General features: G+C 61.3%; 16 protein-coding genes. 7 read left to right on the top strand and 9 right to left on the bottom strand.

Features of this window, described 5'->3' with window-relative positions:
* Positions 1-92 precede the first annotated feature (92 nt).
* The 4 genes from P3T22_RS06805 to P3T22_RS06790 all read right to left on the bottom strand — a co-directional run bounded on the left by P3T22_RS06805 (position 93) and on the right by P3T22_RS06790 (position 7,098).
* Complete coding sequence (locus tag P3T22_RS06805) at positions 93-1,709, bottom strand: efflux transporter outer membrane subunit (protein WP_429324577.1); 1,617 nt, start codon at positions 1,707-1,709, stop codon at positions 93-95.
* Between the two features lie 13 nt (positions 1,710-1,722).
* A complete protein-coding gene (locus P3T22_RS06800; protein ID WP_429324576.1) occupies positions 1,723-4,908 on the bottom strand; it encodes an efflux RND transporter permease subunit in 3,186 nt (1,061 codons plus the stop codon).
* Positions 4,909-4,982: 74 nt separating this feature from the next.
* Positions 4,983-6,194 (bottom strand): efflux RND transporter periplasmic adaptor subunit, encoded by a 1,212-nt coding sequence (locus P3T22_RS06795; RefSeq protein ID WP_063499842.1) that lies wholly within the window; start codon positions 6,192-6,194, stop codon positions 4,983-4,985.
* Positions 6,195-6,243: 49 nt separating this feature from the next.
* Entirely contained in the window at positions 6,244-7,098 is an 855-nt protein-coding gene (locus P3T22_RS06790) for an alpha/beta hydrolase (protein WP_063500824.1), read from the bottom strand.
* Positions 7,099-7,283: 185 nt separating this feature from the next.
* Here P3T22_RS06790 and P3T22_RS06785 point away from each other — a divergent pair, with 185 nt between their 5' ends.
* Positions 7,284-8,288, top strand: a complete 1,005-nt coding sequence (locus tag P3T22_RS06785; protein ID WP_063499843.1) for a LysR family transcriptional regulator — start codon at positions 7,284-7,286, stop codon at positions 8,286-8,288.
* 223 nt (positions 8,289-8,511) lie between these two features.
* A complete protein-coding gene (locus P3T22_RS06780) occupies positions 8,512-8,820 on the top strand; it encodes a DUF4148 domain-containing protein (protein ID WP_063499844.1) in 309 nt (102 codons plus the stop codon).
* A 307-nt stretch (positions 8,821-9,127) separates the two neighbouring features.
* Here P3T22_RS06780 and P3T22_RS06775 read toward each other — a convergent pair whose 3' ends face one another.
* The 5 genes from P3T22_RS06775 to P3T22_RS06755 all read right to left on the bottom strand — a co-directional run bounded on the left by P3T22_RS06775 (position 9,128) and on the right by P3T22_RS06755 (position 18,174).
* Positions 9,128-10,201: a purine-nucleoside phosphorylase gene (locus P3T22_RS06775; protein WP_063499845.1), complete on the bottom strand. Its 1,074-nt coding sequence runs from the start codon at positions 10,199-10,201 to the stop codon at positions 9,128-9,130.
* A gap of 116 nt (positions 10,202-10,317) precedes the next feature.
* Positions 10,318-11,223: a cation diffusion facilitator family transporter gene (locus P3T22_RS06770; RefSeq protein WP_063499846.1), complete on the bottom strand. Its 906-nt coding sequence runs from the start codon at positions 11,221-11,223 to the stop codon at positions 10,318-10,320.
* Positions 11,224-11,379: 156 nt separating this feature from the next.
* Positions 11,380-16,221, bottom strand: coding sequence for an NAD-glutamate dehydrogenase (locus tag P3T22_RS06765; RefSeq protein WP_063499847.1), 4,842 nt, complete (start codon positions 16,219-16,221; stop codon positions 11,380-11,382).
* Positions 16,222-16,366: 145 nt separating this feature from the next.
* A complete protein-coding gene (locus P3T22_RS06760; protein ID WP_429324575.1) occupies positions 16,367-17,143 on the bottom strand; it encodes an alpha/beta fold hydrolase in 777 nt (258 codons plus the stop codon).
* A complete protein-coding gene (locus P3T22_RS06755; protein WP_063499849.1) occupies positions 17,140-18,174 on the bottom strand; it encodes a M14 family zinc carboxypeptidase in 1,035 nt (344 codons plus the stop codon). The genes P3T22_RS06760 and P3T22_RS06755 overlap by 4 nt, the downstream gene beginning before the upstream one ends.
* Positions 18,175-18,465: 291 nt before the next feature.
* Between P3T22_RS06755 and phnC the strand changes: the two genes are divergently transcribed.
* The 5 genes from phnC to P3T22_RS06730 all read left to right on the top strand — a co-directional run bounded on the left by phnC (position 18,466) and on the right by P3T22_RS06730 (position 25,594).
* On the top strand, positions 18,466-19,383 hold the full coding sequence (gene phnC / locus P3T22_RS06750; protein ID WP_063499850.1) for a phosphonate ABC transporter ATP-binding protein: 918 nt from the start codon (positions 18,466-18,468) through the stop codon (positions 19,381-19,383).
* A gap of 42 nt (positions 19,384-19,425) precedes the next feature.
* Entirely contained in the window at positions 19,426-20,403 is a 978-nt protein-coding gene (phnD, locus tag P3T22_RS06745; RefSeq protein ID WP_063499851.1) for a phosphonate ABC transporter substrate-binding protein, read from the top strand.
* On the top strand, positions 20,400-21,242 hold the full coding sequence (phnE, locus tag P3T22_RS06740) for a phosphonate ABC transporter, permease protein PhnE (RefSeq protein ID WP_063499852.1): 843 nt from the start codon (positions 20,400-20,402) through the stop codon (positions 21,240-21,242). Before phnD ends, phnE begins: the two co-directional genes overlap by 4 nt.
* A 1,064-nt stretch (positions 21,243-22,306) precedes the next feature.
* On the top strand, positions 22,307-24,394 hold the full coding sequence (locus P3T22_RS06735; RefSeq protein WP_429324574.1) for a hypothetical protein: 2,088 nt from the start codon (positions 22,307-22,309) through the stop codon (positions 24,392-24,394).
* A 363-nt stretch (positions 24,395-24,757) separates the two neighbouring features.
* Positions 24,758-25,594 (top strand): EamA family transporter, encoded by an 837-nt coding sequence (locus P3T22_RS06730; RefSeq protein WP_429324573.1) that lies wholly within the window; start codon positions 24,758-24,760, stop codon positions 25,592-25,594.
* The last annotated feature ends 87 nt before the right edge of the window (positions 25,595-25,681 follow it).

The raw sequence follows: 25,681 nt of genomic DNA, 5'->3' as shown, positions 1-25,681 counted from the left end.
AGCACCCAGGAAAAAGGTCCGCCCAAAAAAACCCGGGCCGCGCTTTTGCGCAACCCGGCGTTCTTCACCAGCCAACCAGCTAAAAGCAAACCCTAGCGCGTCGCGACCTGATCCACCGGCACAGAAGCAGTTGCATCAGCAGAAGCCCGAGCCGCACCCGAAGCCGGCGCAACCGCCCCCACCGCCTCATCGCCCGCAGGCTTCACATCGCCCCAGCCGCCGCCCAGCGCGCGAATCAGATTCACGGTCGCCACCGCCTGCGTGCCCGACAGGTGACTCGCCTGCAATTGCGAAGTCAGCACCTGCCGCTCGCCGTCGATCACATCCAGATAACTGACCGCGCCTTCCGTGTACTGCGTGCGCGACAGATGCGCCGCACGTTGCGAGGCCACGACCGCATCGTTCTGCTCGCGAATCTGATCGTCGAGCAAACGCAGATCGGCCAGATTGTCCTCGACCTCACGGAACGCCACGAGCACCTGCTGACGATACTGGGCCACATCCTCGTCGTACTTCGAGCGAGCCTGCGCGAGGTTTGCCTTGCGACGGCCGCCGTCGAACAGCGGCACGGTCAACGCGGTACCGGCAAACGGCCCGAGAATGAACGCACGGCTCGACCACATGAACAGATCGCCGAGCGTCGCCGACTCGAACCCAAGCGCGCCCGTGATGTCGAGCTTCGGGAAAAACGCCGACTTCGCCAGGCCGACCCGCGCATTCGCCGCCATCATCGCCCGCTCTGCCGCCGAAATGTCCGGCCGACGTTCGAGCAGCGCCGAAGGCAAACCTGGCGGCACGCGCACCGTCACCGGCACGAGCGGCGCTTCCGCGAACGAGAAGTCCGCCGGCGGCTTGCCGAGCAGAATTGCAAGGCTATGCTCGGAGGCCGCGCGCTGACGCGCCACGCCCACTGCATCCGCACGCGCACTCGCCAGTTCGTTGCGAGCGCGAGAAACATCCAGCTCGCCGATATCGCCTTCCCTGAAACGGCGCTCGACCAGTTTCAGCGTGTCCTCGCGCAACGCCACGGTACGGCGGTACAGGTCCTGATCCGTGTCGAGCTCGCGCAACTGGAAGTAGTTCTGCGCGACGTCAGCCTGCAGCGACAACTGCACCGATCGGAACAGTGCCTCGGTTTGCTGCTCGTCGGCACGCGTCGCATTCACATTCGACCCGACTCGCCCGAACAGATCGGTCTCATACGACGCGCCCACCTGGGCGCGCCAGATCGTGCCCGTCGTGCCGCCCGCGCTATCCGGCTGGAATTGCGAGGCCGCCGACGCACGTTCGCGCGTCGGCCCAAAGCCCCCGTCGAGCTTAGGGAACCAGTCCGATTTCGCCGCCTGGGTCACCGCGCGCGCCTGTCGCACACGCGCCGCGGCCGCCTTCAGGTCCTGATTCGCAGCAGCAGCCTGCTCTTCCAGCGCATTGAGCTGCGGGTCGCCGAAAACCGTCCACCATGCGCCGCGATGCGCGTCGTCCGCGGGTTGAGCCTGCTTCCAGGTGCCCGTGTCCTGCGGCGATGCGGCGGACGTAGCCGATGTAGCCGACGCACCCGACGCAGCAGCAGGCGCTTCCTTGAACACAACCGGCGTATCCACCTCCGGCCGCTTATACGTGGGCTCCACGGAGCAGGCTGCAAGCAGCGCCACCAGCAAGCCGCTGGTAGCCGCTCCGCCCCACCCGCTTAAAGATTCAAAACGCTTCATTATTGTTTTCTCCTCAGGCGTCCGTCACCGGCGCCCCAAGGTGCGGTGCGTCTTTCTGCGCGACGTGAATCGTCCCGCCCGCCAACGAACGCAGCACCACATAGAACACGGGGGTCAGCATCAGGCCGAACAGCGTCACGCCGAGCATGCCGAAGAACACCGCGATACCCATCGCGTGACGCATCTCCGAACCCGCACCGCTCGAGATCACCAGCGGCACCACACCCATGATGAAAGCGATCGACGTCATCAGAATGGGACGCAGACGCAAGCGGCTCGCCTCGATCGCCGCCGCCAGCGGCGTACGCCCGTCATGCTCCAACTCCCGGGCGAACTCGACGATCAGAATCGCGTTCTTCGCGGACAGCCCCACCAGCACCATCAAACCGATTTGCGTGAAGATGTTGTTGTCGCCACCCGTGAGCCACACACCGGTGAGCGCGGACAGCACGCTCATCGGCACGATCAGGATCACCGCGAGCGGCAGGGTCAGGCTTTCGTACAACGCGGCCAGCACGAGAAACACGAGCAGCACGCTGATTGGGAACACCCACAAGCCCGCGTTGCCGGCGATGATTTGCTGATACGTCAGGTCGGTCCATTCGAGCTTCACACCGTGCGGCAAGATTTCGGCCGCCACGCGTTCGGCCGCGGCTTGCGCCTGGCCCGACGAGTAGCCCGGCGCCGGACCACCATTGATGTCGGCAGCCGTATAGCCGTTGTAACGCACCACCATTTCCGGACCGTATGTAGGCGTCACCGTCACCAGCGACGACAAAGGCACCATGTCGCCCGCAGCATTGCGTGTCTTCAGTTGCAGGATGTCGTCCGCACGTTGACGGAACGGCGCATCTGCCTGCACCCGCACCTGATACACACGGCCGAAGCGGTTGAAGTCGTTGACATACAGCGAGCCCAGATAGATCTGCATCGTGTTGAACACGTCCGTGACCGGCACGCCGAGTTGCTTGGCCTTCACGCGATCCAGATCGACGTTCAGTTGCGGCACATTGATCTGGTAGCTCGAGAACGTCGGTCCAAGTTCAGGCGTTTGCGCTGCTTTTTTCACGAACGCTTCCGCCGCCTTGTTCAACTCCGCATAGCCGACCGCGCCGTGGTCCTCCAACTGCATCTTGAAGCCGCCCAACGTACCGAGGCCGAGAACGGGCGGCGGTGGGAACACCGCGACGAACGAATCCTTGATCGCGCCGTACTGCTGGTTCAACGCGCCGGCAATCGCACCGGCCGAGAGCTTCTTGCTGCCGCGTTCCTTGAAAGGCTTCAACGTCACAAACACGATGCCGGCGCTCGAGCTATTGGTGAAACCGTTCACCGACAAACCCGGGAATGCCACCGCGCTTTCAACGCCCGGCTGCTTCAGCGCAATCGCGCTCATGTCGCGGATCACTTTTTCCGTGCGATCCAGCGATGCACCGTTCGGCAGTTGCGCAAACGCGATCAGATACTCCTTGTCTTGCGCCGGCACGAAGCCACCCGGCACGACACGCGAGATCAGCACCGTTGCGCCCAGCAGGATCGCGTAGACCGCGAGCATCGCGCCCTTACGGCGCAGCACGCCCGTCACGCCGCGGCCATATTCCGTCGAGCCGCGCTGGAACACCTTGTTGAAGCCCCTGAAGAAGCGGCCCAGCACGCGATTCATCACCCGCGTCAGGAAGTCTTCCTTGGCGCCATGGCCACGCAACAGCATCGCGGACAAAGCCGGCGACAAGGTCAGCGAATTGAATGCCGAGATCACCGTCGAGATCGCGATGGTCATCGCGAACTGCTTGTAGAACTGGCCCGTCAAGCCGGTCATGAAAGCGAGCGGCACGAACACGGCGACCAGCGTCAGCGCGATGGCGATAATCGGCCCACTCACTTCCTGCATGGCCTTATAGGTCGCATCGCGCGCACTGAGTCCGTTTTCGATGTTCCGTTCGACGTTCTCCACCACCACGATCGCATCGTCCACCACGATCCCGATGGCCAGCACCATCCCAAACAATGACAACGCATTGATCGAGAAGCCGAACGCAAGCAGCAACGAGAACGTTCCGACGATCGACACCGGTACCGCAATCAACGGAATGATCGACGCACGCCACGTCTGCAGGAACACGATCACCACGATCACCACCAGCGCAATCGCTTCGAGCAGCGTGTGGATCACCGCTTCGATACTCGCGCGCACGAACTGTGTCGGGTCATAGACGATCTTGTATTCGACGCCCGGCGGCATGTCTTCCGCCAGCTCTTTCATCGTTGTACGAACCTGATCGGAAATCGCCAGCGAGTTCGCCCCCGGCGCCTGATTGATGGCGAGCGCAACCGCCGGCTTGTTGTCGAGCAGCGAACGCAGGCCGTATTCCGACGCCGCCAGTTCGATACGCGCGATATCACGCAGGTACGTCACGCCGCCGTCCGGCGCGGTTTTGACGATGATGTCACCGAATTCGCCCTCAGTCTTCAAACGGCCACGCGCATTCACCGACAACTGCAATTGCGTGCCCGGCACCGAAGGCGATGCGCCGATCACACCGGCTGCCACCTGAATGTTCTGCTCGCGGATTGCGTTGACCACTTCGGTCGCCGTCAAACCGCGCTGTGCGACCTTCTGCGGATCGAGCCAGATGCGCATCGAGTAGTCGCCCGAACCCCACAACTGTACTTCGCCGACGCCCTGAATCCGCGCCAGCCGGTCCTTGACGTTGAGCAGCGCGTAGTTGCGCAGATACGTCATGTCGTAGCGGTTGTTCGGCGAGATCAGGTGGACCACCATTGTCAGCGTGGGCGAACTCTTGATGGTCGTGATGCCGAGGCGCTGCACGTCTTCCGGCAAGCGCGGCAGCGCCTGGTTGACGCGGTTCTGCACCAGTTGCGTCGCAAGGTCCGGATTGGTGCCGAGCTTGAAAGTCACCGTCAGCGTGAGATTGCCGTCGCTATTGGCTTGCGACTGCATGTACAGCATGTTCTCGACGCCGTTGATCTGCTCTTCGAGCGGCGCGGCGACGGCCTCGGCGATCACTTTCGGATTGGCGCCCGGATATTGCGCGTGCACCACCACCGAAGGCGGCACGACTTCCGGGTACTCCGAAATCGGCAGCTTGAAGAGCGCAATGATGCCCCCCAGCAGGATCAATACCGAGAGCACGCCGGCAAAGATCGGTCGATCGATGAAGAATTTGGATATGTTCATGGGAAGCTCTTAACGTTGGAGCATGTGCCAGCTACGGCCAGGTACCAAGACCGGATAAGCGCGGCGCACGAGGCTCACGAATTCTTGTCCGCTGGTTTCGCTCGTGTCTGCGCGAGCGGCGCGCTGTTCGGATCCTGATCGGCGCTCATCGGCACCATGTGAGCGCGTACTGCATCGCCCGGACGCACGCGCTGGATACCGTTCACGACGATCCGGTCGGTCGCCTGCAAACCGCCCTTGACGACGCGCAGGTTGCCCTGCATGTCGCCCACCGCGATTTCCCGGTACACGACGTGGTTGCTCTGGTCGAGCACCAGCACGAACTTCTTGTCCTGATCGGTGCCCACCGCGGCGTCGTCGATCAGCAGTGCGGGATGCGGCTCGCTGCCGCCGACCTTCACGCGTGCATACAGGCCTGGGATCAATGCCCCATCCTGGTTGTCGAAGCGCGCGCGCACCCGGATCGTGCCGGACGACGTATCCAGCCGGTTGTCGACGGATTCGATCGTGCCGCTGCGCGAGTAGCCGCTTTCATCCGCCAGACCCAGACCCACCGGCACCTTGCTGCCATCCTTCGCGCGGCTCAGGTATTGCAGGTAGGTTTGTTCGTCGACGTCGAACGATGCATAGATCGGCGAAACCGACACCAGCGTGGTTAGGGGCGCCGAGCTTGCGCCCGCCGACACCACATTGCCCACCGTGATTTCCGCACGCGAGACGCGGCCCGACACCGGCGCGACGATCTTCGTGTAGCCGAGATTGATGCGTGCGGTTTCGACGGCGGCTTGCGCGGCCTTCAGGTTGGCGCTCGCTTCGCGCGCGGCGTTCTGCTTCTCGTCGTAATCGCGCCTGGCGATCGCGTTGTCGGTGATCAGGCGTTGCGCGCGTTCCCAATCGCTTTGCGTGTAGCCCGTCCGCGCTTGCGCCGCCGCGAGTTGCGCTTCGGCGCGATCGACTTCGGCTGCGTACGGACGCGGATCGATCACGAACAGCGTGTCGCCCTTCTTCACGAGCGCGCCGTCCTTGAAGTTGACGGACACGATCGTGCCCGGCACCTGCGAGCGGACGTCCACTTTTTCGACCGCTTCGAGGCGGCCCGAATAGCTTTGCCAGTCGGTGATGGTCTTTTGCACCACGGTGGCCACATCGACTTCCGGCACGATGGTGGGCGCAGCGGGCGAGCTCGCGTCGACACGAATCGCGCCGAACGTGCCCAGCCCGGCCACGACGATGACGGCTAGCGCGGCAATCGCCACACGGCGACGGGAAAGAGGAAGGATAGTCATGAGAAGCTCCCGGTATCGTTGATTAAAGTTCTGCTTATTTGTTTGTGTCTCAGCGATGAGCGCGCGCGTCGAAGCGCCACTGAAAAAATCGCACCGCTTCCTGCAAGGCGGGCGGATGGTCGGCCAACGCGGCGTGCGAGATGCTGGGACAGCGGACCACGAGGGTCAGCACACCCGCGTCGATCAGACTGCTCGCGTACTTCTCCGCTTCCACATGCAGCACGTCGTTTTGCGCCGTCACGATCAGCGTGGCCGGCAGCCCCGCGAGGCGTGACGATTCGAGCGGCGCGGCATACGGATGCATGCGTTGCGACGCTTGCGGCAGATACGCGCGATAACACGCCGCGCATTCCTTCGCGGTGATGTCCGAACCTAAGCGCTGCTCGTCCCCCAGACGCGTGAGGCTCGGATCGAGCATCGGCCCGAACAGCGCCTGCGCGGCGATGCGCACGTCGCCGCGATCGCGCGCGATGAAAGCGAGGCAATTGGCCAACTGCCCGCCCGCATCGTGGCCCGCCACGGCGATCTTCTTGCTATTCCCGCCAAACGCGCGTGCTCTTGTCCGCACCCACAGCGCCGCGCGATGTGCGTCTTCAGGCGCCGCCGGAAACGGAAATTGCGGCGCCAGCGAATAACCGACCGAAACGACCAAAGCCGGTAAGTGTTCTGCGAAATAACGCGCGGCGTAGTCGGCCTGATCGATCGAGCCCTTGGTAAAACCGCCGCCGTGGAAATAAAGCAGTACCGGCAGTGCGGTTTTCTGTGACGGCCGGTACAAACGCAGCGTAATGTCCTGTGCGTGCCCTTCGATCTGCACGTCAGTGATCTCGAGTGCCGTGCTGTTGGCCTGTGCCGGGCCGCTGCCGGCGGGCACAAAGGCGTACGGCGGTTTAAATGCATCCATGTCGAGCCGCGCAATGCGCATAGAACTTCAATGGTGCGAATTGTGGGTTCGGCAGATTCCTAAATAAATGCCTATAATCCGGCAACACAATTCGGCGTCCCCGAACAATCGGACGGGATTACTCTGTGGATTCGCTGCAGATTCGAACCCTGCCTGGAGCGCCGGCCCCTTTTAGGAGGTTTGCAATGGACCGGCTTCAGGCCATGCAAGTGTTCACGCGCGTCGTCGACACCAACAGCTTTACCCGTGCGGCGGAAACGCTCGACCTGCCGCGCGCATCGGTTACCACCATCATTCAGAACCTCGAAGCGTTCCTCGGCACGCGTCTGATGCACCGGACCACGCGGCGTTTGTCGCTGACGCCGGACGGTGCTGCGTATTACGAGCGCTGCGTGCGCATCCTTGCGGACGTCGAAGAGACCGAGGCCAGCTTCCAGAGCGGCAATAAGAAACCACACGGCAAGCTGCGCATCGACATGCCGGGATCGATCGGGCGCTTGCTGGTGATTCCTTCGCTGTGCGAATTCCACACGCGTTACCCGGACATCGACCTGCAGCTCGGATTGACGGACCGGCCCGTCGATCTGCTGCAGGAAGGCGTGGATTGCGTGGTGCGTGTGGGTGCGCTACAGGATTCTTCGCTGGTAGCGCGGCGTATCGGTTTGTTCGAGGGCGTGACATGCGCGGCCCCCGGCTACATCGAGCGCGCGGGCATGCCGGCTTCGCTCGACGACCTCGACAATCACAAAGCAGTCAATTACTTTTCGAGCCGCACGGGGCGCACGATCGATTGGGCCTTCATGGTTGATGGCAAAGAGATCGAAGTAAAGATGAAGGGCATTGTGTCGGTGAACGACGCCGATGCCTACGTAACTTGCGGACTGGAAGGCTTTGGCCTGATTCAGCCGGCGCTCTTCATGGTGCTGCCGCATCTGCGTTCGGGCCAGCTGGTTGAAGTGCTGCCGGAGCTGAAGCCTTTGCCGATGCCGATTTCCGCGGTTTATCCGCACAGTCGGCATCTGTCGCCTAAAGTCCGCGTTTTCGTAGACTGGATTGCCGAGCTGTTTGACCGCTGCCCGTTGCTGAGCGGACGCGGCGGTCTGGACGCGACGTGCACGAAGCGTACTTTCGAAGAACGCGAATCTGCTCCAATGCTCGATACGCCGGTGATAACGGAGTGGGTTGCTTAACGCGGGTTATTTGAAGTACAAAATCTGGAACAGTGAATTTCAACCGCGGCTCTAATGCCGCGGTTGCCCGACAGTAACCGGGTGACACGCGCGTTGCCGCGATTGTTCCAGAATCGCGACAATTCATTTCGCGAAAGTGCGATTTATCCACACCGCTTCGAAGTCTACATTTCACCCTGTCGCAGCGCTGCTTGCGCTGCCAATGAATCGACAGGAGTGAATCATGAAACGCAAACTCTTAGCAGGTCTGGTTCTTTCGCTGCTTGCCAGCGCACCGGTGTTCGCTCAAAGCAACGGCGGCGGCATTGGCCGTGCAGGCACATACGAAACGCAACCGACGCCGACTGTGGGCGGCAAGACCCGTGCAGAGGTGAATGCCGAATTGGTCGCGGCGTATCGCGATGGTTCGCTGCCTGCGCTGAATCGTACGTCGTATCCGAATAAAGGTCTGATTGGTCAGACGCAGGCTGCGCGGATTGCATTGCAGGAAGGCACCGGCGGTGACGTCACCCGCGTCGCCAACGGGCAGTAAGGCGAATACGCCGCGATGATTCGGTTTCCAAAAGAAATTTTCATCGCGGTGGGATTTTTTCACTCTTTACGAAGGAGCATGTTATGACACCGTCTGAACTTGATCATTGGGATATGGATGCGCCGGTGTGGACGCCTTATCGGGCGCCGCAGCGATAAAGGTTCGGTTTGTTTTTTTGCCTGCGCGGCGCGCGGTTTTTCTGTATGCCTGCTGGGTTGGTCTTTTTTTGCTTGTCTGCGCGGCGTTTTTTTCTGTGCGCTTGTGCCATAAAAACACAGACAAACAAGCGCTGCCAAAGGCAAAAAATCTACTTCTTCGGCACCCCCTCCCGCCACTCGCCCCAATGGGCAACAATTTCCTGCACAAGCGGATTCCCCGACCTGTACAGGTTCTCAATAGCAATCGTAAAACCCCCTTGCGCAGCATAGTCAAGCAGATTATCCGCACTAGTCTGCCCATCGTATGGCCGATCAAAATCAGACCCAGCCCGCAGCACGGCAACGCGATTCAAATCGACCTTATGCACGGAGGCCGCGCGCTTAAGCGCCTCATACGTAGCGTTATCCTCCTGCTGCGTAGTGCAATAGACACCGTTGCCCTCCGTCAAGATTCTGGTCCAATCCCGAGCCCGCTGCCCAAGCAGCGTCCCTGACCACCAGGTATCCCCTGCCAACGTATCGCATTGAATGACAGTAGGTGGCCGATTCGCAGGCGCATACGAATACTTGGCCCGCGCAGCCTGCGCCTGAGCGTTATCGGACAGCACAACTCTACGGGACAAAGCAAACGCAGTATCGGCCAACTGGGTATTCAACTGAAACACCTCCGTCCGATAGTCGAGCGGCGGCTTATCCGCAGGGCTCCTGGTGTTGATTCCAAGGTAGCCGGTATTCCAGCCGGCCGGAATCTCCCGCCCATCGATCTCCCACTGAATTCCAAAATCGACGAGATACTTCGCCCACGCGGCAGACCCGACCGTGCCCTGCTGCGGATCGATCCCGGCAATACCCGCCACCATAAAGTACGTATGCCGCAAATCGAAGCGCGGCGAGAAGGTCAACGCCATGATCGACGCGGCAGCGTTGCTATGCCCCATGCCAGTGGTCATGACACACACGTCCTGCTTATTGCAATGAACCGTCGGGTAGTCGGGCGATAAACCTTCGACCGCAATCTCGCGCCATGGCCCAAGCCGATCGAGCCACACTTGCCCCTCCGGTCCGAACATCGAAATGATCATCACCTTGACCGGTTGCCCGTGCGAGCCGCCGTCGCCTTGCGAGAAGCCATCGTTGCCGTCCGCGCTGGCAGGGCCGGATGTGAAGGCGGCGCAAGCCGCGAGGGTAATGACGGAGATTGCACCGAGTGCGCGCGTCAGCATCGTGATCCTTCCTTTTGCTTGTGATGCAGATTGGCTAATGGGCTGCTTTCAAGCCGAATGAAGTATAGATGCGAAGAATTTATTTTCCACTACGTATCGCGGTATCAGACAATGCATCAAACCCGCGGCACATCCGGTTCAAAAAACACCCAGCGCACTTGCGGAAATGCCGCCTGCAGGTCCGCTTCGATCACGTTGATCGCATCGACCATCGCTCGGCCGCTCGCGTAGTCGATCATTTCGGCCTGCACGGCCACCACTACATGACGGCCCCACTGCAGCGTAATCATGTTGATGATGCTGCGAATCTCCGACCGGGCGCGCAGATGCGACTCGATCGCGCGACGCACTTCCGGGCCCGCCGATTCGCCGACGATCATCGACTTCACTTCGCGCGCCACCAGCCACGCAATCACCATCAGCAGCAAACCAACGCCGATCGAGCCCAACGCGTCGTAGACGGGATTACCGGTCACCATCGTCAGCAGCACGGCGACGAAGGCCATCGCAAGACCCACCAACGCGGCAATGTCCTCGCCGGCCACCACCAGCAGCTCGGACTCGCGCGTTTCGCGAAACCAGCGCCACAGGCTTTTGTCGGGATGCGTCTTGCGGATTTCCTTAACCGCGCCCCACAACGAAAGCGCTTCGAGCACCACCGAAACGCCGAGTACGACGAGCGCCACATAGGCATGCTGCAAAGGCTCGCGCGCAAACAGACGATGCACGCCCTCGTACACCGAAAACGCGCCGCCGACAAAGAACAGCAGCAACGCCACCAGCAGCGAATAGAAATTGATCTCGCGGCCGCCGCCCATGGGATGCAACGGGCTCGCGGGCTTGCGCGCTTCACGCAAGCCGAATAGCAGCAGCAGTTGGTTACCGCAGTCGGCGGTCGAGTGAATGGCTTCGGCGAACATCGAGCCGGAACCGGTAAACGTGGCAGCAGCGAACTTGCAGACGGCAATGCCGAGGTTGGCGGCAAGCGCATAGAAAATGGCTTTCGGCGATTCTTCGTTCATCGTCGTGGAGGGCGTCCGGGAGTTTACAGAGCGCTTTCGGTTGGCAATAGTTCGTATTATGGACATGCCAGACTGCATGCGTCCAACCCCGGCGCTGTTTTGTGCCGGGTTCCGTGACGCATGCAGTGCCTCTACCTTCGCTCGCGGTCCCTCGCGCTATGCCCTTTCGAGCGCAGCCATCTCCCGCACGATCACCAGCAGCATCGACAGGCTCGCGCCGCCCGTGGCCCGCAGATCGGCCAGCAGGCGCGCGTAACGCTCGAGTTGCGCGGTGCGCTTCTCGCGCCACGCGTGAACCAATAGGTCCGGCGTCGAAGCCTCGTCGGCGTCGGCCAGCGCGCTCGTGGTCAGCGCACGTTTCAGGCGGGCGAGTTCCGCCAGCGCCGTCGCGCGCGCCAGCATGTCCCAGTGCGTGGGCGCCGGCAGTGCGGCCGCGCGCTCGCTGATCCAGCTGTAGTTCAGCAGCGTACCGAGCGCGAAGTAGACGCCAGCCACGAGTTCGAGACTGCGCCCGCAGGTCGACGACACCTCGGCGATGTCGAGCAAAGCCGCCGAGATCTCGCCGCTGGCGATTCGCACCGCCAGTTCGCTATCGACACCGGCGTCCACGAGCGCGCGTTGCCGCTCGGACAGCGTGTCGAGATCGGCGCCCGGCAGCAGCGCGGGCCATTGCGGCGCGAGGCGTTGCGCCGCGTCGCGACAACGTGCAAGCAAGCCGGCGACGTCGCCGTCGCTGACCGCCCCCGATTGCAACTGCCGCAGAAACCACAGCGCAGAGCGTTCGACGAGCCGCGCCACTTCGACGAACATGCGCGCCTGTACATCGTCGGCGACACGGTTATCCAACGCGTCGATACTGCGCCATACGTCGTCGAGATCGAACACGTCGCGCGCCATGATGCAGGCCCGCACGATGTCGCCGGGCTTCGCATCGGTCTCTTCCATCAGGCGATGCACGAACTCGCAGCCCACGCGATTCACCAACGCATTGGTCAGATGCGTTGCGAGGATTTCGCGCCGCAAAGGGTGACGTTGCATCGGTTCGCTAAAGCGCTGCCGCAACGGCTTCGGAAAGTATTCGATCAGCATGTCGCTGACGAGCGGGTCTTCCGGCATCGACGATTCGAGCAGTGCGTCGTACAGCCACATCTTGCTATAGGCAAGCAGCACCGCGCGCTCGGGCGTGGTCAGCCCTTGTTTCGCCGCCTGGCGTTCGGCGACTTCTTCGTCAGTCGGCAAGAACTCGATCACGCGGTTCAGGCGGCCCGCGCGTTCCAGGTAACGCATCAGGCGCGCTTCGGCATCGAGCAATTCGACGCCGTAGCGGCCCGCAATCGAGAGCGCCTGGGTCTGATAATAGTTGTCCTGCAAGACGAGCAAGCCGACTTCGTCGGTCATTTCCGCGAGCAGTGCATTGCGCTGTTTCTCAGTCATTTCACCGTCGGAGACGACCAGCCCCAGCAGAATCTTGATGTTGACCTCGTGGTCCGAACAGTCGACGCCGGCGGAGTTGTCGATCGCATCGGTATTGATGCGGCCGCCGCGCTGCGCAAATTCAATACGCCCGAGTTGCGTGAGGCCGAGATTGCCGCCTTCCGCGACGACTTTGCAGTGCAGATCGGCGCCGTTGACGCGGATCGCATCATTGGCGCGGTCGCCGACCTGCAGATGCGTTTCACCGGTCGCCTTCACATAGGTGCCGATGCCGCCGTTGTAGAGCAGATCGACCGGCGCCTGCAGAATGGCGCGCATCAATTCAGCGGGTGCGAGCGCCGGCGCGCTGATGCCAAGTACCGACTGCACCGCCGCAGACAACGGAATCGTCTTGGCGGTGCGGGGAAACACCCCCCCGCCGGCCGAGATCAGCGACGGATCGTAGTCGGCCCAACTCGACCGGTCGAGAACGAACAGGCGCCCACGTTCCGCAAGGCTTATCGCTGGATCGGGATTCGGATCGAGGAAAATATGCCGGTGGTCGAACGCGGCCACCAGCTTGATATGCGGCGACAACAGCATGCCATTGCCGAACACGTCGCCCGACATATCGCCGACGCCCACCACGGTGAAATCAGCCGCCTGCGTATCGACGCCCATTTCCCGGAAGTGCCGCTTGACCGACTCCCACGCGCCGCGCGCCGTGATCGCCATTTTTTTGTGGTCATAGCCGACCGAACCGCCCGACGCAAAGGCGTCGTCGAGCCAGAAGCCGTATTCCTGTGAAATCGCGTTCGCGTAGTCGGAGAAGGTGGCCGTGCCCTTGTCGGCGGCGACCACCAGATAGGGATCGTCGGGATCATGCCGCACCACATCGGGCGGCGGCACCACTGCCGTACCGGCGAGGTTGTCGGTCAAATCGAGCAGGCCGCGCAGGAACGTCTGATAGCAGGCGATGCCTTCACGCATCCATGCGTCGCGCTCGGTCTGCGGCGGCGGATTCTTCACGACGAAACCGCCTTTGGAGCCGACCGGCACGATCACCACGTTCTTCACCATCTGCGCCTTCATCAAGCCGAGCACTTCCGTGCGGAAGTCCTCACGCCGATCCGACCAGCGCAGCCCGCCGCGCGCGACACGGCCGCCGCGCAAATGCACACCCTCCACTCGCGGCGAGTACACCCAGATTTCGAACATCGGTTTCGGTTCAGGCAAACCGGGCACATGCGCGGGATCGAATTTGAACGACAGATACGGCTTCGGATGGCCGTCGGCATTGAAGCGATAGTAATTCGTGCGTTGCGTCGCCTTGATGACGCCGAGGAATTGCCGGAGTATCCGGTCCTCGTCGAGATTCGGCACCTGATCGAGCGCGCTGTCGATCGTCTTCAACAAGCTGGCGACGCGGATCTCGCGCGTATCGCCGAGCACCGGATCGAAGCGCGCAATGAACAACTCCACGAGCATGCGGGCGATCGCCGGATTGCCGGTGACCGCGCGTTCGATATACGCGTCGCTGAAGGTCGAACCCACTTGCCTCAGGTACTTGGCATAAGCACGCAGAATCGTCACCTCGCGCGCGCTCAGTTGCGCGCGCAGCACGAGGCGGTTGAAATCGTCGCTTTCGATGCCGCCGGTCCACACCTGTTCGAACGCATCTTCGAAAAGATCCTTCACGCGTTCGATATCGAACTCCGCATCGTCCGCGAGTTCGAGGCCGAAGTCGTGAATCCAGGCAGGCGTGGCGTCGAGCGCTTCGATCAGATAAGGCCGCTCTTCATCGACACGCACGCCGAGATGCTCGAGCATCGGCAAGCTGCGCGACAACGCAATGGGCAAGCCCGCACGATAAACCTTGAAACGAAACGCGCGCGGCCCTGCTTCGATCGGGCGGTACAGGTTCATGGCGAGCCGCTCGCTGCCCTGCACGCGCTCGATCAGCTCGATATCACGCACCGCGGTGCGGGCCGGATAGTCGTCGCGATAGCCTGGGGGAAACGAATCCGCATAGTGTTGCAAGAGACGGTTGCCCTGCTCCTCGCCGAACGCGTCGATCAATGCGTCAGCGAGATCGTCCTGCCAGCGGCGCGTGACCTGCACGAGCCGCGCTTCGAGTTCGCGCGTATCGACACGGGGCATGCCGCCCGGCTTCGCATGCACGACGAAATGAATACGCGCGAGGGTCGACTCGGACAACAGCGGCGTGAATTCGACACTTTCGCCATTGAATGCATCGGCCAGCAGGTTGGCAATGCGCTGCCGCAGATCGGTGTTGTACTTGTCGCGCGGGACGAATACGAGGCACGACACGAAGCGGTCGAACCGGTCGCGCCGCACGAACAGGCGCGTGCGCTGATGCTCCTGCAAACGCAGCACACCCAGCGCGATATCGTAGAGCTGGTTTTCCTCGGCCTGAAAGAGTTCGTCGCGCGGATAGGTTTCGAGCACCGTCACTAGCGATTTGGCCAGATGGCCCTTCGGCAGGAAACCGGCCCGCCGCACGATGTTCGCGCATTTGCGCCGCACGATCGGAATCTCCGAGGCCGACACCAGATATGCCGTAGACGTATACAGGCCGATAAAGCGCCGCTCGCCGGTCACCTTGCCGTCCGCCCCTGTCAGCTTGATGCCGACGTAATCCAGATAGCCCGGCCGATGCACCGTCGCGCGCGAGTTGGCCTTGGTCAGGAAAATGGGCGACGAGCCGGAGATGATCTCCGCGGCCGCCGGTGGCAACGGCGTGACTTCGGCCGCGCCCTCGGGACGCGGCGCGTCACGCAGGATGCCGAGCCCGGAGCCGGGCACCGCGCGCAGGCCAAAGCCGATATCGTGCTGCACCAGTTCGTAGTCGCGCTGGCCGAGAAACGTGAAATGATCGGCCACCATCCATTCGAGGAACGCGCGAGCCTCGACACCTTCGGGCCCTGCCTCGCCGGCCTTCATGCCTTTGACGGTGACACGCGCGAGTTCGACGATCTTCGGCCAGTCTTCCACCGCGGCGCGCACGTCGTGCAGCACTCTGGCGATCTCGTCACGCAATGCGTCGAGCTTCGCTGCGTCGCCGCAACGGTCGACTTCAAAGTGAATGAACGAGGCGAGCTGCGAGCGCGTATCGGCTGCGTCCTCCGCGCCTTGGCCCACGCGCACGATGCTGCCATCCGGCCCACGCCAGATGCGAAACACCGGATGCACGACGGAATGCAGCGCGAGTCCGAGGCGGTTGACCGCCATCGAGACCGAATCGACCAGAAACGGCATGTCGTCGTTGACGATCTCGATCACCGTGTGATCGGAATGCCAGCCGTGCTGTTCGAGTATCGGGTTGTAGACGCGCAGCCGTTCGCTGCCTGGCACGAAGCGCTGCGCGGTTTGCCAGTGCGCGAGCGCCGCGCCGTAAAGATCGGCGATCGAGCGGCTCTGCAGATCGTCGGCGTCGACGAAATCGTAGTAGTGCCGCAGGAAAGGCTCGACGACTTTGAAGGTCGGCTCCGGCAAGCGCCCGCGTGCAAACTCGACGACATCGTTCAGCAGGTGCGTGACGGCTTCTTCATTCTTTGCTTGCATGATCAACTCCCCTGGCGGGCGGCAATAGCGAGTATCGCTTGATTCGCATGCATCGTCTGAACGGGAATTATGCACCTGCCGCCCGAAAAGCGATGCGTGAGCTCACTTAGGTTATACCCGCTGCCGGTGAGCGTGCGGCCTCTGTTTAAAGCGCGGCTTTCAGTCCCCCTGCCTCTTGCTTCAGCCATGCATGAACCTGTTCGCTGATCCACGCCGGGTCGTCGTGAGGCAGGTCGTGACCGGCCCATTGATGCTCGCAATGCGTGGCGCTCCACGCCGCCGCGAGCTTCGCCGAACACACCGGGTTGACTAGCCGATCGGCGCGCGAAGAAAGAATCAGCAACGGGCAACGCGGTTTCGTTGCCGCCGCACTAAAACGCGCGGCGGCCCACAGTTGCCGTAAGGCATTGCCCCGGCTCACTGGTGCGCTCCGGCGGATTTCGCTCCATGCATCGAGATCCGCGCCGAGCGTTTCGACGTTATTGCACGTCAGCCGATGAATGCCGCTTTCCGCGCGCGGCGCGTCGCGCCAGTGTGCTGCGACACCCAGAAGGCCCGGCCAGGCGGATGGACGCAAGCGTTCATGCATGCGGCTGAACGGCCGCATGCTGGTATTGATCAGCACAAGCCGCTCGATCTCGCCGGGATGCCGTTGCGCCCAGTCGGTCGCCACCATGCCGCCAAGCGACATCGCCAGCACGCGATAGGGGCCTGGCGCTCCGGTTTGCAGCGCAGCAATTCGCACGAAGCCCACCATGTCCTCTACCGCCGCCGGCGCGCGCAAGTTAGCGAACTCGCCGTTGCCGGGCAGATCGAGCAGCAACAGGCGATCCGTGCCGACCACCTCGCGCAGCAAGCCGGGCAAACGGCCCCAGTGGCGTGTTTCGCGCGTCAGGCCCCGCAATAGAATCCACGTGCTCATGACGCTTCCGGTTTGGTCCAATGGTCGATCGCGCTTTGCAGCAATTGCTCGCGACGATTACCCTGCGGCAGCCAGCGTTGCGACGAGAACGCCGCGCGCGCGAGAAAATCGAGCAGATTCGCGTGACGCCGCAGCACGCGCGCGGTGCGATGCGCCTTCACCGGATTGAACATGCCCTGACGCGAAAACAGTTGGCGCGGATTCTTCTTGATCCACAGCCACGAACCGAGTTCGAGCGTCATCGGCAGGAACACGTTCGGCGGCGGCGCACGGTCGTACGCGAAGTCCCACAGATCGCCGTGCAACAGATACTGGTGGCTCTGCGGTTCGAACGCATAGCCATGATGCGGATGCGCACGCTCGAACATGGTTTTCAGCAGGTACATTTCAGGCAGATGCGGCATCAGCTTGCGCGTGCGCGCGTAAGGAAACCAGATGCTATCCCTCCAGCCGTAACCCGAGTGGCAATCGAGCGCAAAACTCAGGGGCCGCGCGGCCATTTCAGTTTCGACCACCCGCAGAAGCGCCGCCGCCTCCGGCTCCATGGGATCGCCCTGCCGGCCGCGATACCAGGGCAGCCATGCCCCCACCCGCTGGCCGCCGGCGAGCAGCGGCACGCGTTCGTCCGCATTCTGCGGCGCGTTGCGCATCAGATCGACACCGTTGGGGTTGGCGCGCGTGGCGGCCCACATGCCGCCCGGATTGACGATCGGCATAAAGATCAGACGAATCGACTGCAATTGCCGCACCAGCAGTTCGTCCCATTCCAGCCGGGCGAGCAGCGCGCGCATGTAGTCGAGCACGAGTTGCGAGCCAATCCGCTCGAGCCCGTGAATGCCGCCAAAAAAGCCGATTGCCGGTGCGAGTGGATCGGTCGAACCAATACTCGCGGTGTGCACGGCAAATTGCCGGCCCCGCACCGTCGTCTCGCAGACGGTGCAGATCTCGAAACTGGCGCTGCCCTGGTCGAGGATCGCCTTGAGATCTTCGTACTCCGCAAAACTGTCGGGAAGAAAGCTCAAAGGCTGCATGACGACGTCGAAAGGAACTGCAAGGTTATTGGGGACGGCACGCCGATTGACGCAATATAGCCTGGCTGCGGGCGATCATGCGCAGCGGACCCGACCCAATGCAAATCGTGTCATACGGGTGTCATTTTTTATTCGAACGAATGACTTCTGCCTGTCTTTCTGGCGACGCAAAAAAGACATATAAAGATATAGTCGTCTAGACGTTGCGATGCCTTCACTCAACCGTCACAGACGCTTCCTAGAATGAGCCCCACACATGCCGGTAATGGCCGGATGCATCAAGGGGTACTTATGGACGCAATTCGGGAAGCAATTCGTATCGAACGGTTGAGCAAGACGTTCAGCAACGGCCGCAAGGCGTTGGACGAAATCGATCTGCGAATCGAGCCGGGCGAAATGGTTGCCTTGATCGGCGCCTCGGGTTCGGGCAAGTCGACGCTGCTGCGGCACATCGCGGGCTTCACGGCCTCGGATGCGCAGCCGTCGCAGATCGCGATTCTGGGCCGGCCGATCCAGCAGAACGGCCGCATCGTGCGAGAAGTGCGCAGCATTCGCCGCGATATCGGCTTCGTGTTCCAGCAATTCAATCTGGTGAACCGGCTTTCCGTGGAAAGCAACGTGCTGATCGGCGCGCTGGCGCGGCTGCCTTTGTGGCGCCGTTTGAGCGGGTGCTTTCCGAACGCGGAGCGGGTGTTGTCGATGGCCGCGCTCAATGAAGTCGGCATCGGCGAGCACGCGCGCGAACGCGCGGCCAACCTCTCCGGCGGTCAGCAGCAACGCGCGGCATTGGCGCGAGCGCTGGTGCAGCGCGCGCGCATCGTGCTCGCCGACGAACCGATCGCCTCGCTCGACCCCGAATCGTCGCGCCGCGTCATGGAGATGCTGCGCACGCTCAACGTCGAGCATCGACTGACGGTGCTGGTGTCGCTGCATCAGGTCGACATCGCCATGCAGTTTTGCCCGCGCACCGTTGCGCTGCGTCGCGGCAAGGTGGTCTACGACGGCCCCTCTGCCGCGCTGAGCCCTGCCCTGCTCAAGAAGCTCTATGGCGACGACGCTTGCGAACTGCTCGACGAGGCCAGCGCCAATAGCCCGGCCAATCATGCGGACCACAACGCTAACGAGGAAAACGCCGGCGCAGCGGCGCAAGACGCCGCACCCACCTCGACGCGTTATGCGTTCGCCCTCAATCCGGCGCACTCGAACTGAGCGCGCCCACCCATTCTGTTCACTCAACCGGACCTCAAAGCGATGAAATTCCTGCGTTCATTGATCACGCTGACCGTCGGCGCCGCCGCATTCGCTTGCGTCGCCAGCGCTCAAGCCGAAGACATCAGCCTCGGCATCATCTCGACCGATTCGTCCTCCGTGCTGAAACAGCGCTGGGAGCCGCTGATCGTAGACATGAACAAGCAAACCGGCCTGAACGTCAAAGCGTTCTTCGCGACCGACTACGCCGGCATCATCGAAGGCATGCGCTTCAACAAGGTACAGGTCGGCTATTTCGGCAATGCGTCGGCGATCGAAGCGGTGGATCGCTCGCAAGGCGAAGTGTTCGCGAAGGTCCAGTATGCGAACGGCGACGCCGGCTATAAATCGGTGCTCATCACCAACGTCAACAGCCGCTTCAAAACGCTCGACGACGTGTTCAAAAACACGAAGGACGTCACGCTCGGCTTCGGCGATCCGAACTCCACCTCAGGCACGCTGATCCCCGGCTACTACCTGTTCGCCAAGCACAACACGCCGGTCAACACGTCGTTCAAGGCCGTGCTGCCGTCGAGCCACGAAGCGAATCTGCTGGCCGTGGTGAACAACAAGATCGACATCGCGACCAACAACACCGAAATGCTCGACACGCTGAAACAGCAGCATCCGGACAAATTCGCGCAAGTACGCGTGCTGTGGACCTCGCCGCTGATTCCGTCGGACCCGCTCGTTTGGCGCAAGGATCTGCCGCAAGCCACCAAGGACAAGATCCGCAACTTCTTCCTGAACTACGGAAAGACCGATCCGCATGAAAAAGCGGTCATGGCGGCGATTACGGGTTACGCCGGTTTCGCGGCATCGTCGGATGCGCAGCTGCTGCCGATTCGCCAGGTCGCGTTGTTCCAGCAGAAGCAGAAGATCGAGAGCGACACGCATCTTTCCGACGACGACCGCAAGACCCAGCTGGCCGCGCTCGATGCGAAGCTGAGCGCACTCAACAGCGCCGTAGCCAGGCAATGAACACCGTTGATCTGATCACGTCGCCCACGCGTGCGAGCGAAGCGCTCGCCGCGCAGGCGGCGCGCCGTGCCAGCCCCGCTGCGGGCAAGCGCAGCTGGCTGTCGCTGATCGGCTGGATCGCCGTGCTTGCCGTGCTGGGTGGCGCATGGCATGGCGCCGATATGCGTCCGCTCGACCTGTTCTCCGACTCCGGCAACATGGGCCAGTTCGCCCGGGACTTCTTCCCGCCGGACTTCACCGAATGGCGCAGCTATCTTCATGAGATGGTTGTGACGCTGTCGGTAGCGGTGTGGGGCACGGCCCTCTCACTGGTATGCGCGGTGCCGTGCGGACTCATGTCCGCACATAACATGGCGCCAATGTGGATCGTGCAGCCCATGCGCCGCATGATGGACGCTTGCCGCGCGATCAATGAAATGGTCTTCGCGATGCTGTTCATCGTCGCGGTGGGACTCGGTCCGTTCGCCGGCGTGCTGGCGCTGTGGGTGCACACCACCGGCGTGCTCGCCAAGCTCTTCGCCGAAGCGGTCGAGGCCATCGATCCGCGTCCGGCCGAAGGCGTGCGCGCCACCGGCGCGACCAGTCTCGACGAAATCATTTACGGCGTGCTGCCGCAAGTGCTGCCGTTGTGGATCTCGTACGCGTTATATCGCTTCGAATCGAACGTGCGCTCGGCGATGGTGGTCGGCATGGTCGGCGCGGGCGGGATCGGTGTGGTGCTGTACGAGGCGATCCGCTCGTTCAATTACGCGCAGACAGCCGCGGTGATGATCATGGTGATCGTCGTCGTGACGGCGATCGATCTGGCGTCCGCGTGGCTGCGCGAACGGGTGACGTGACGGACGGTCGAACGCGCGGCGCTCAAAGCGGAATGCTGAGTTTCGGCGAGAAGGCGTCGCAGGGCTCGTGGTCCAGCGCCGTCTTCGCCCTCGAATCACCCACGCTCTCTGCGCCCCATTCCATGGGCAAAGTGCGCACTGCCCGCCCGAAGGCGACTAGCACGCTGACGCGCGTGGCCGTGCGCTGACGAGAGCGAACTCAGCCGGCAAAACGTAGCGTCCAGCGTTGATAAATTCGTGCATCTTTTTTTACATGGCGGTTTCAAAATACAAGTGCAACAGCATCAGCTAGGATACGTTGCATGGGAAAAATATAAGAACATCTGAGCGCCGAAGAGCGCGGTGTGATCTTTGCGATGAAATTCGAGGACCGTAGGACAAGCGAACCTGAATTGACGCCCTCGAGAAACACTTGAATGGCGCCGGCCGGGCAAGGTCTTCATTGAAACTGCGCAAAGCAAGGTATTGCTATCGACCCCGCTGTTGCACCTGGCATTTGAAACCGCCCATTTTTATAAAAAATCCAGTTATAAAAAATTTTTACCAGACCATAATTTTATTTCAACATCGCCGCCCGTCTCCGGCTGCCCGCACCACCTAAACCATCTTTAGTACTTTTCAAGACAGGCGTATCGCATAGCCCTGCAAGCCTACCGCACTCACAACCGATAAGAGCGACGGCAGATTAAAGCGAACCCTATATTTTTCACATTCAGGTGAGCGAACTAATCGATCTTTAGATATCGGATAAGTCCTAATTTCGTATCGGGCTTCCCCTGGTTTCTAGCGCATCGGCTTTAGTCTGATGATTGTCACAATAGTCAGACGCCTCCTCCGAGAAACGGTGACTCCGCGTTGAAGGGCGCTGCAGCACCCACGCACTCAATCACTTATCTACCTACCCACAAAACCGAAGCTCACGAAGCTTAGTAATTGATCAACAAGGCTGGCTTCTAGCCAACTGCTTTAGCTCCATCGAAAAGATGGAAGCCCGTATTAAAGACGTCTCAAACAAAGATAAATCTCAAAACCCATCGGGGCCACTGTTTTCAAGCGAGGCTCGTATGAAACAATCATTGATTAGTTGTGCAATTAATTTATTGGCATTTTTTCTCGCGGCCATAGTACTGAATGGATGCGGCGGCAAAGACCCCGGAGTTCCTGTTTCCCCTGCGCCAAGTCCGAACGCGGCGGTGCCAGGAACCGCAACCCCCGTACCCGGCACTGACGTTGTTCCTGCTGTCGCTCCAAGCAATGGAAGCACCAACATTCCAGAATCGGCAGGGCTGGCCCCCGCTTCCAATGCAGCGCGCTTCACCAGCGTGGCCCCGGCAACGACGGAACAGGCAGCATTTCAGTCATCGCCAGCAATCGCCTACGACCTTGGCAACCTCACGGCGCAGTCGGGCATAGACAATCACGTTTTCATTACACCGGTAAGAGGCTGGGTGCGCTATCCCCTCGCGAGCACTTCCGTGACGAAAACCAGCACTCGATTTCCGATCGTCATTTTTTTGCACGGACAACACGATCCAACCGTGCCGAGCTATCAAGGCTACGACTACCTGGCGCAGGATCTGGCGACCCAAGGCTATGTCGCAATCTCAATCGACGCGAATGCCATCAACGGTAGTGCGGGCAACGGAGACGCATCGAGCAGGTCGCGCGCCCAGTTAGTGCTGGGCACCTTGGATCGGCTTCGAGATATCGACAAGCGTGGCGGCCCTGGCATGCTGGACCAACTGAAAGACAAACTGGATTTCACCCGAGTTGGAATCATGGGCCATTCGCGCGGCGGGCAAGGTGTTGCAAACACACTAAAATACAACATCACCCGAGTTGGTGTCACCGACGACGACCTGAAAGCCGCACTTCTCGCCGACCCCTCGTCGTTCAACACAGATTATCCCGACCTTGCCGCTGCCGTCATTGATACGGCCCCCGGCACGCGGACTATCGACACGCCCAGATTCCAGGCTGCCCTCTGGGAATACAACATCTTCGGCGCCGCCGGCGCGGAATCGACTCCCCCGTATAACTTCAAAGCAGCGCTCATGCTGGCACCGACGGATTTCAGCGGCAATCTCGGCTTGAACAACGTAGCACTCGCCGTGCTGCTTCCATCCTGCGACGGCGACATGGCGGACCTCGAAGGTGCGCGCACGTTCGACCACAATCGCTTTGGCTTCGATACCGACATGGCACCGCGCTACCAGATTCTGGTGCGAGGCGCAAACCACAACTTCTTCAACACAATCTGGACTGACGACGACTACCCGTCGACCAATGCAACCGACTACTGCGCCAACCGACCTGACGGTATCCGTCTAAGCGCGCAGGATCAGCGGCGCGGAGGGCAGTTTCTTGTCAATTCATTCATGCGCCGCTTCGTAGGAGATGAGCAGCAATTTGCCGCTTACTGGAATGGCACGGCACAACTACCTGAGGCGGCATGTCCAGAGGGGAAAGGTCCATGCGACTCACGCACGGTGCTCTCCGTTCAGAAAAGTGCGGCGTTTCGCACATTAGTTCAGCGTTTCGAGCGGAATGACAGTCTAAGACGCAATGATCTGGGTGGCGCTATTGCACTATCAGGATTCGACTCCATTGCGAATTGCCGGATGCCATTCGGCGACTCGGACACAGTTGGGATATGCACTCCAGAAAGACTCCCAGCCTTTGAGTATTCAGGCCCGCATACCAAGGGACTCCTCTCGATTGCCGATCACCTCGAGCTATCATGGTTCAAGCCGAATGCTACGCTCATTACCGTTTTGGGCGGCATGTCCGCCTCCGCATACGATTCACTGACTTTCCGCATCGCAATTGTGCGTCCTGCTGGCCAGGAGGTGCTGGTCACCATGACTGATACCACGGGCCATTCGGCTACGGTCAATGCAAGTGATTTCAGTGATGCTTTATACCTCGGACCACAGCCAAAAGCGGACGGCCGCCCGATGACGGACGATCCAACCGACGCCCCTTTTGCCGCAGGCGGAGTCGCACAGTTACTCAACATGATCGCGATCCCGCTGGCGGCCTTCCCCGGGGTTGACTCGGGTAGTCTGTCGCAACTGAAGCTAACGTTTCCCAAGGCAATCGGCAAAGTCGCGGTGACCGACATCGAGTTTCAGAAACTCGGGCGGCCGTGACGTGGTGTTGTCGGCTCCGCAAGTCGTAGCCAATTCTGGAAGTCACACAAACGGTACCTGATCCTGGAAGCGGCGATTCGAGGGGTGAGCAGGCGAGGATCACTCGCCGGCTTCTTTCCCCTTGACGAACGCGAGGGTCCACAATTCCAACCGCCAGCCTCGCACGATGCCGTCCGGTCGCGGGTTGAGAGCGTTTCCCAGCTGCCTGTTCAGCCCCCCCTGCCGGACCGAACGTGAATCTTTAAAACCCTTCGGGACTAGTACGTCAATTGCCGACGCAAATGTTCTAGTGGAATAATCATACGGTTGCGGCCGCAACCGTCGCCGCACCCTTCCTACCTTTAATCCGAGTCCTCGCCTCAGATGCAAACGCTCTTTGTCTTGCTGGTGCTGCTCTCCGCGCTGCTTCACGCCACCTGGAACGCGTTTTTGCATCTATCCGAAGACCGTGTATGGCTGCTCGGCATGATGGCGATTCCGTATATCGCCGTCAGCGCGGTCGGCGTAATCGTGCTGCCTTTGCCTGCACCGGCGGCCTGGCCTTATATCTTCGCGTCGGTAGTACTCGAATTCGGCTACCTGCTGGCGCTGATCCGCGCGTACAGGAGTGGCGACTTCGGCCAGATCTATCCGATTGCGCGCGGTCTTTCGCCAATGCTCGTGTTCGTCGGCGCGCTGGTGTTCGCGCACGAAACGCTCAAGCCGCTGGCGGTGATCGGCGTGGCGCTGGTGTCGCTTGGCATCGTCTCGCTGGCGTTCCGGCGCGGCATGCGGTTCTCCGGCGAAAGCGTGCCGTTCGCGCTGCTGACCGGCTTCTTCATCGCGACGTATTCGGTGGTCGACGGAATCGGCGCGCGCGTGGCGGGCAACGGCCTGAGCTACATCATGTGGGTCTATCTGATCTGGAACATCCCGCAGTTTCTGCTCGCCTGGCATTGGCGCGGCGGCGCCAAGGGGCTGTTCATCGGCCGCACGGAGATGCTCAAGGGCATCGCGTCCGGCGCGCTCGCCCTCACCGCCTATTGCCTGATCATCGAAGCCTACCGCTATCTGCCGATTGCGATGGTTTCCGCGCTGCGCGAGTTGAGTTCGATCTTCGCGGTGCTGATCGGCTGGCTGTTCATGCAGGAGAAGCTGACGACGCGGCGTATCGTGGCATGCGCACTGGTGACACTGGGGGCTGTGTTGATCCGGATTTGACGCACAGTGGCGTTATGTTGATGCCACGTCATTGCCGCCTCGCTGCTCTGCTCTGAAGCCGCCTTGAGGCCGTAAAGCCCCCCCCCC

The organism is Paraburkholderia sp. GAS348 (assembly GCF_050434205.1).
Taxonomy (GTDB): Bacteria; Pseudomonadota; Gammaproteobacteria; order Burkholderiales; family Burkholderiaceae; genus Paraburkholderia.
Note: the sequence above shows the minus strand (reverse complement) of the source record. Positions and strands in the feature narration are given on the sequence as shown.

Bases quoted from the DNA above. Each gene is read 5' to 3' on its own strand.
- P3T22_RS06805 (WP_429324577.1), bottom strand. From the start codon at position 1,709: ATGAAGCGTTTTGAATCTTTAAGCGGGTGGGGCGGAGCGGCTACCAGC.
- P3T22_RS06800 (WP_429324576.1), bottom strand. From the start codon at position 4,908: ATGAACATATCCAAATTCTTCATCGATCGACCGATCTTTGCCGGCGTG.
- P3T22_RS06795 (WP_063499842.1), bottom strand. From the start codon at position 6,194: ATGACTATCCTTCCTCTTTCCCGTCGCCGTGTGGCGATTGCCGCGCTA.
- P3T22_RS06790 (WP_063500824.1), bottom strand. From the start codon at position 7,098: ATGGATGCATTTAAACCGCCGTACGCCTTTGTGCCCGCCGGCAGCGGC.
- P3T22_RS06785 (WP_063499843.1), top strand. From the start codon at position 7,284: ATGGACCGGCTTCAGGCCATGCAAGTGTTCACGCGCGTCGTCGACACC.
- P3T22_RS06780 (WP_063499844.1), top strand. From the start codon at position 8,512: ATGAAACGCAAACTCTTAGCAGGTCTGGTTCTTTCGCTGCTTGCCAGC.
- P3T22_RS06775 (WP_063499845.1), bottom strand. From the start codon at position 10,201: ATGCTGACGCGCGCACTCGGTGCAATCTCCGTCATTACCCTCGCGGCT.
- P3T22_RS06770 (WP_063499846.1), bottom strand. From the start codon at position 11,223: ATGAACGAAGAATCGCCGAAAGCCATTTTCTATGCGCTTGCCGCCAAC.
- P3T22_RS06765 (WP_063499847.1), bottom strand. From the start codon at position 16,221: ATGCAAGCAAAGAATGAAGAAGCCGTCACGCACCTGCTGAACGATGTC.
- P3T22_RS06760 (WP_429324575.1), bottom strand. From the start codon at position 17,143: ATGAGCACGTGGATTCTATTGCGGGGCCTGACGCGCGAAACACGCCAC.
- P3T22_RS06755 (WP_063499849.1), bottom strand. From the start codon at position 18,174: ATGCAGCCTTTGAGCTTTCTTCCCGACAGTTTTGCGGAGTACGAAGAT.
- phnC (WP_063499850.1), top strand. From the start codon at position 18,466: ATGGACGCAATTCGGGAAGCAATTCGTATCGAACGGTTGAGCAAGACG.
- phnD (WP_063499851.1), top strand. From the start codon at position 19,426: ATGAAATTCCTGCGTTCATTGATCACGCTGACCGTCGGCGCCGCCGCA.
- phnE (WP_063499852.1), top strand. From the start codon at position 20,400: ATGAACACCGTTGATCTGATCACGTCGCCCACGCGTGCGAGCGAAGCG.
- P3T22_RS06735 (WP_429324574.1), top strand. From the start codon at position 22,307: ATGAAACAATCATTGATTAGTTGTGCAATTAATTTATTGGCATTTTTT.
- P3T22_RS06730 (WP_429324573.1), top strand. From the start codon at position 24,758: ATGCAAACGCTCTTTGTCTTGCTGGTGCTGCTCTCCGCGCTGCTTCAC.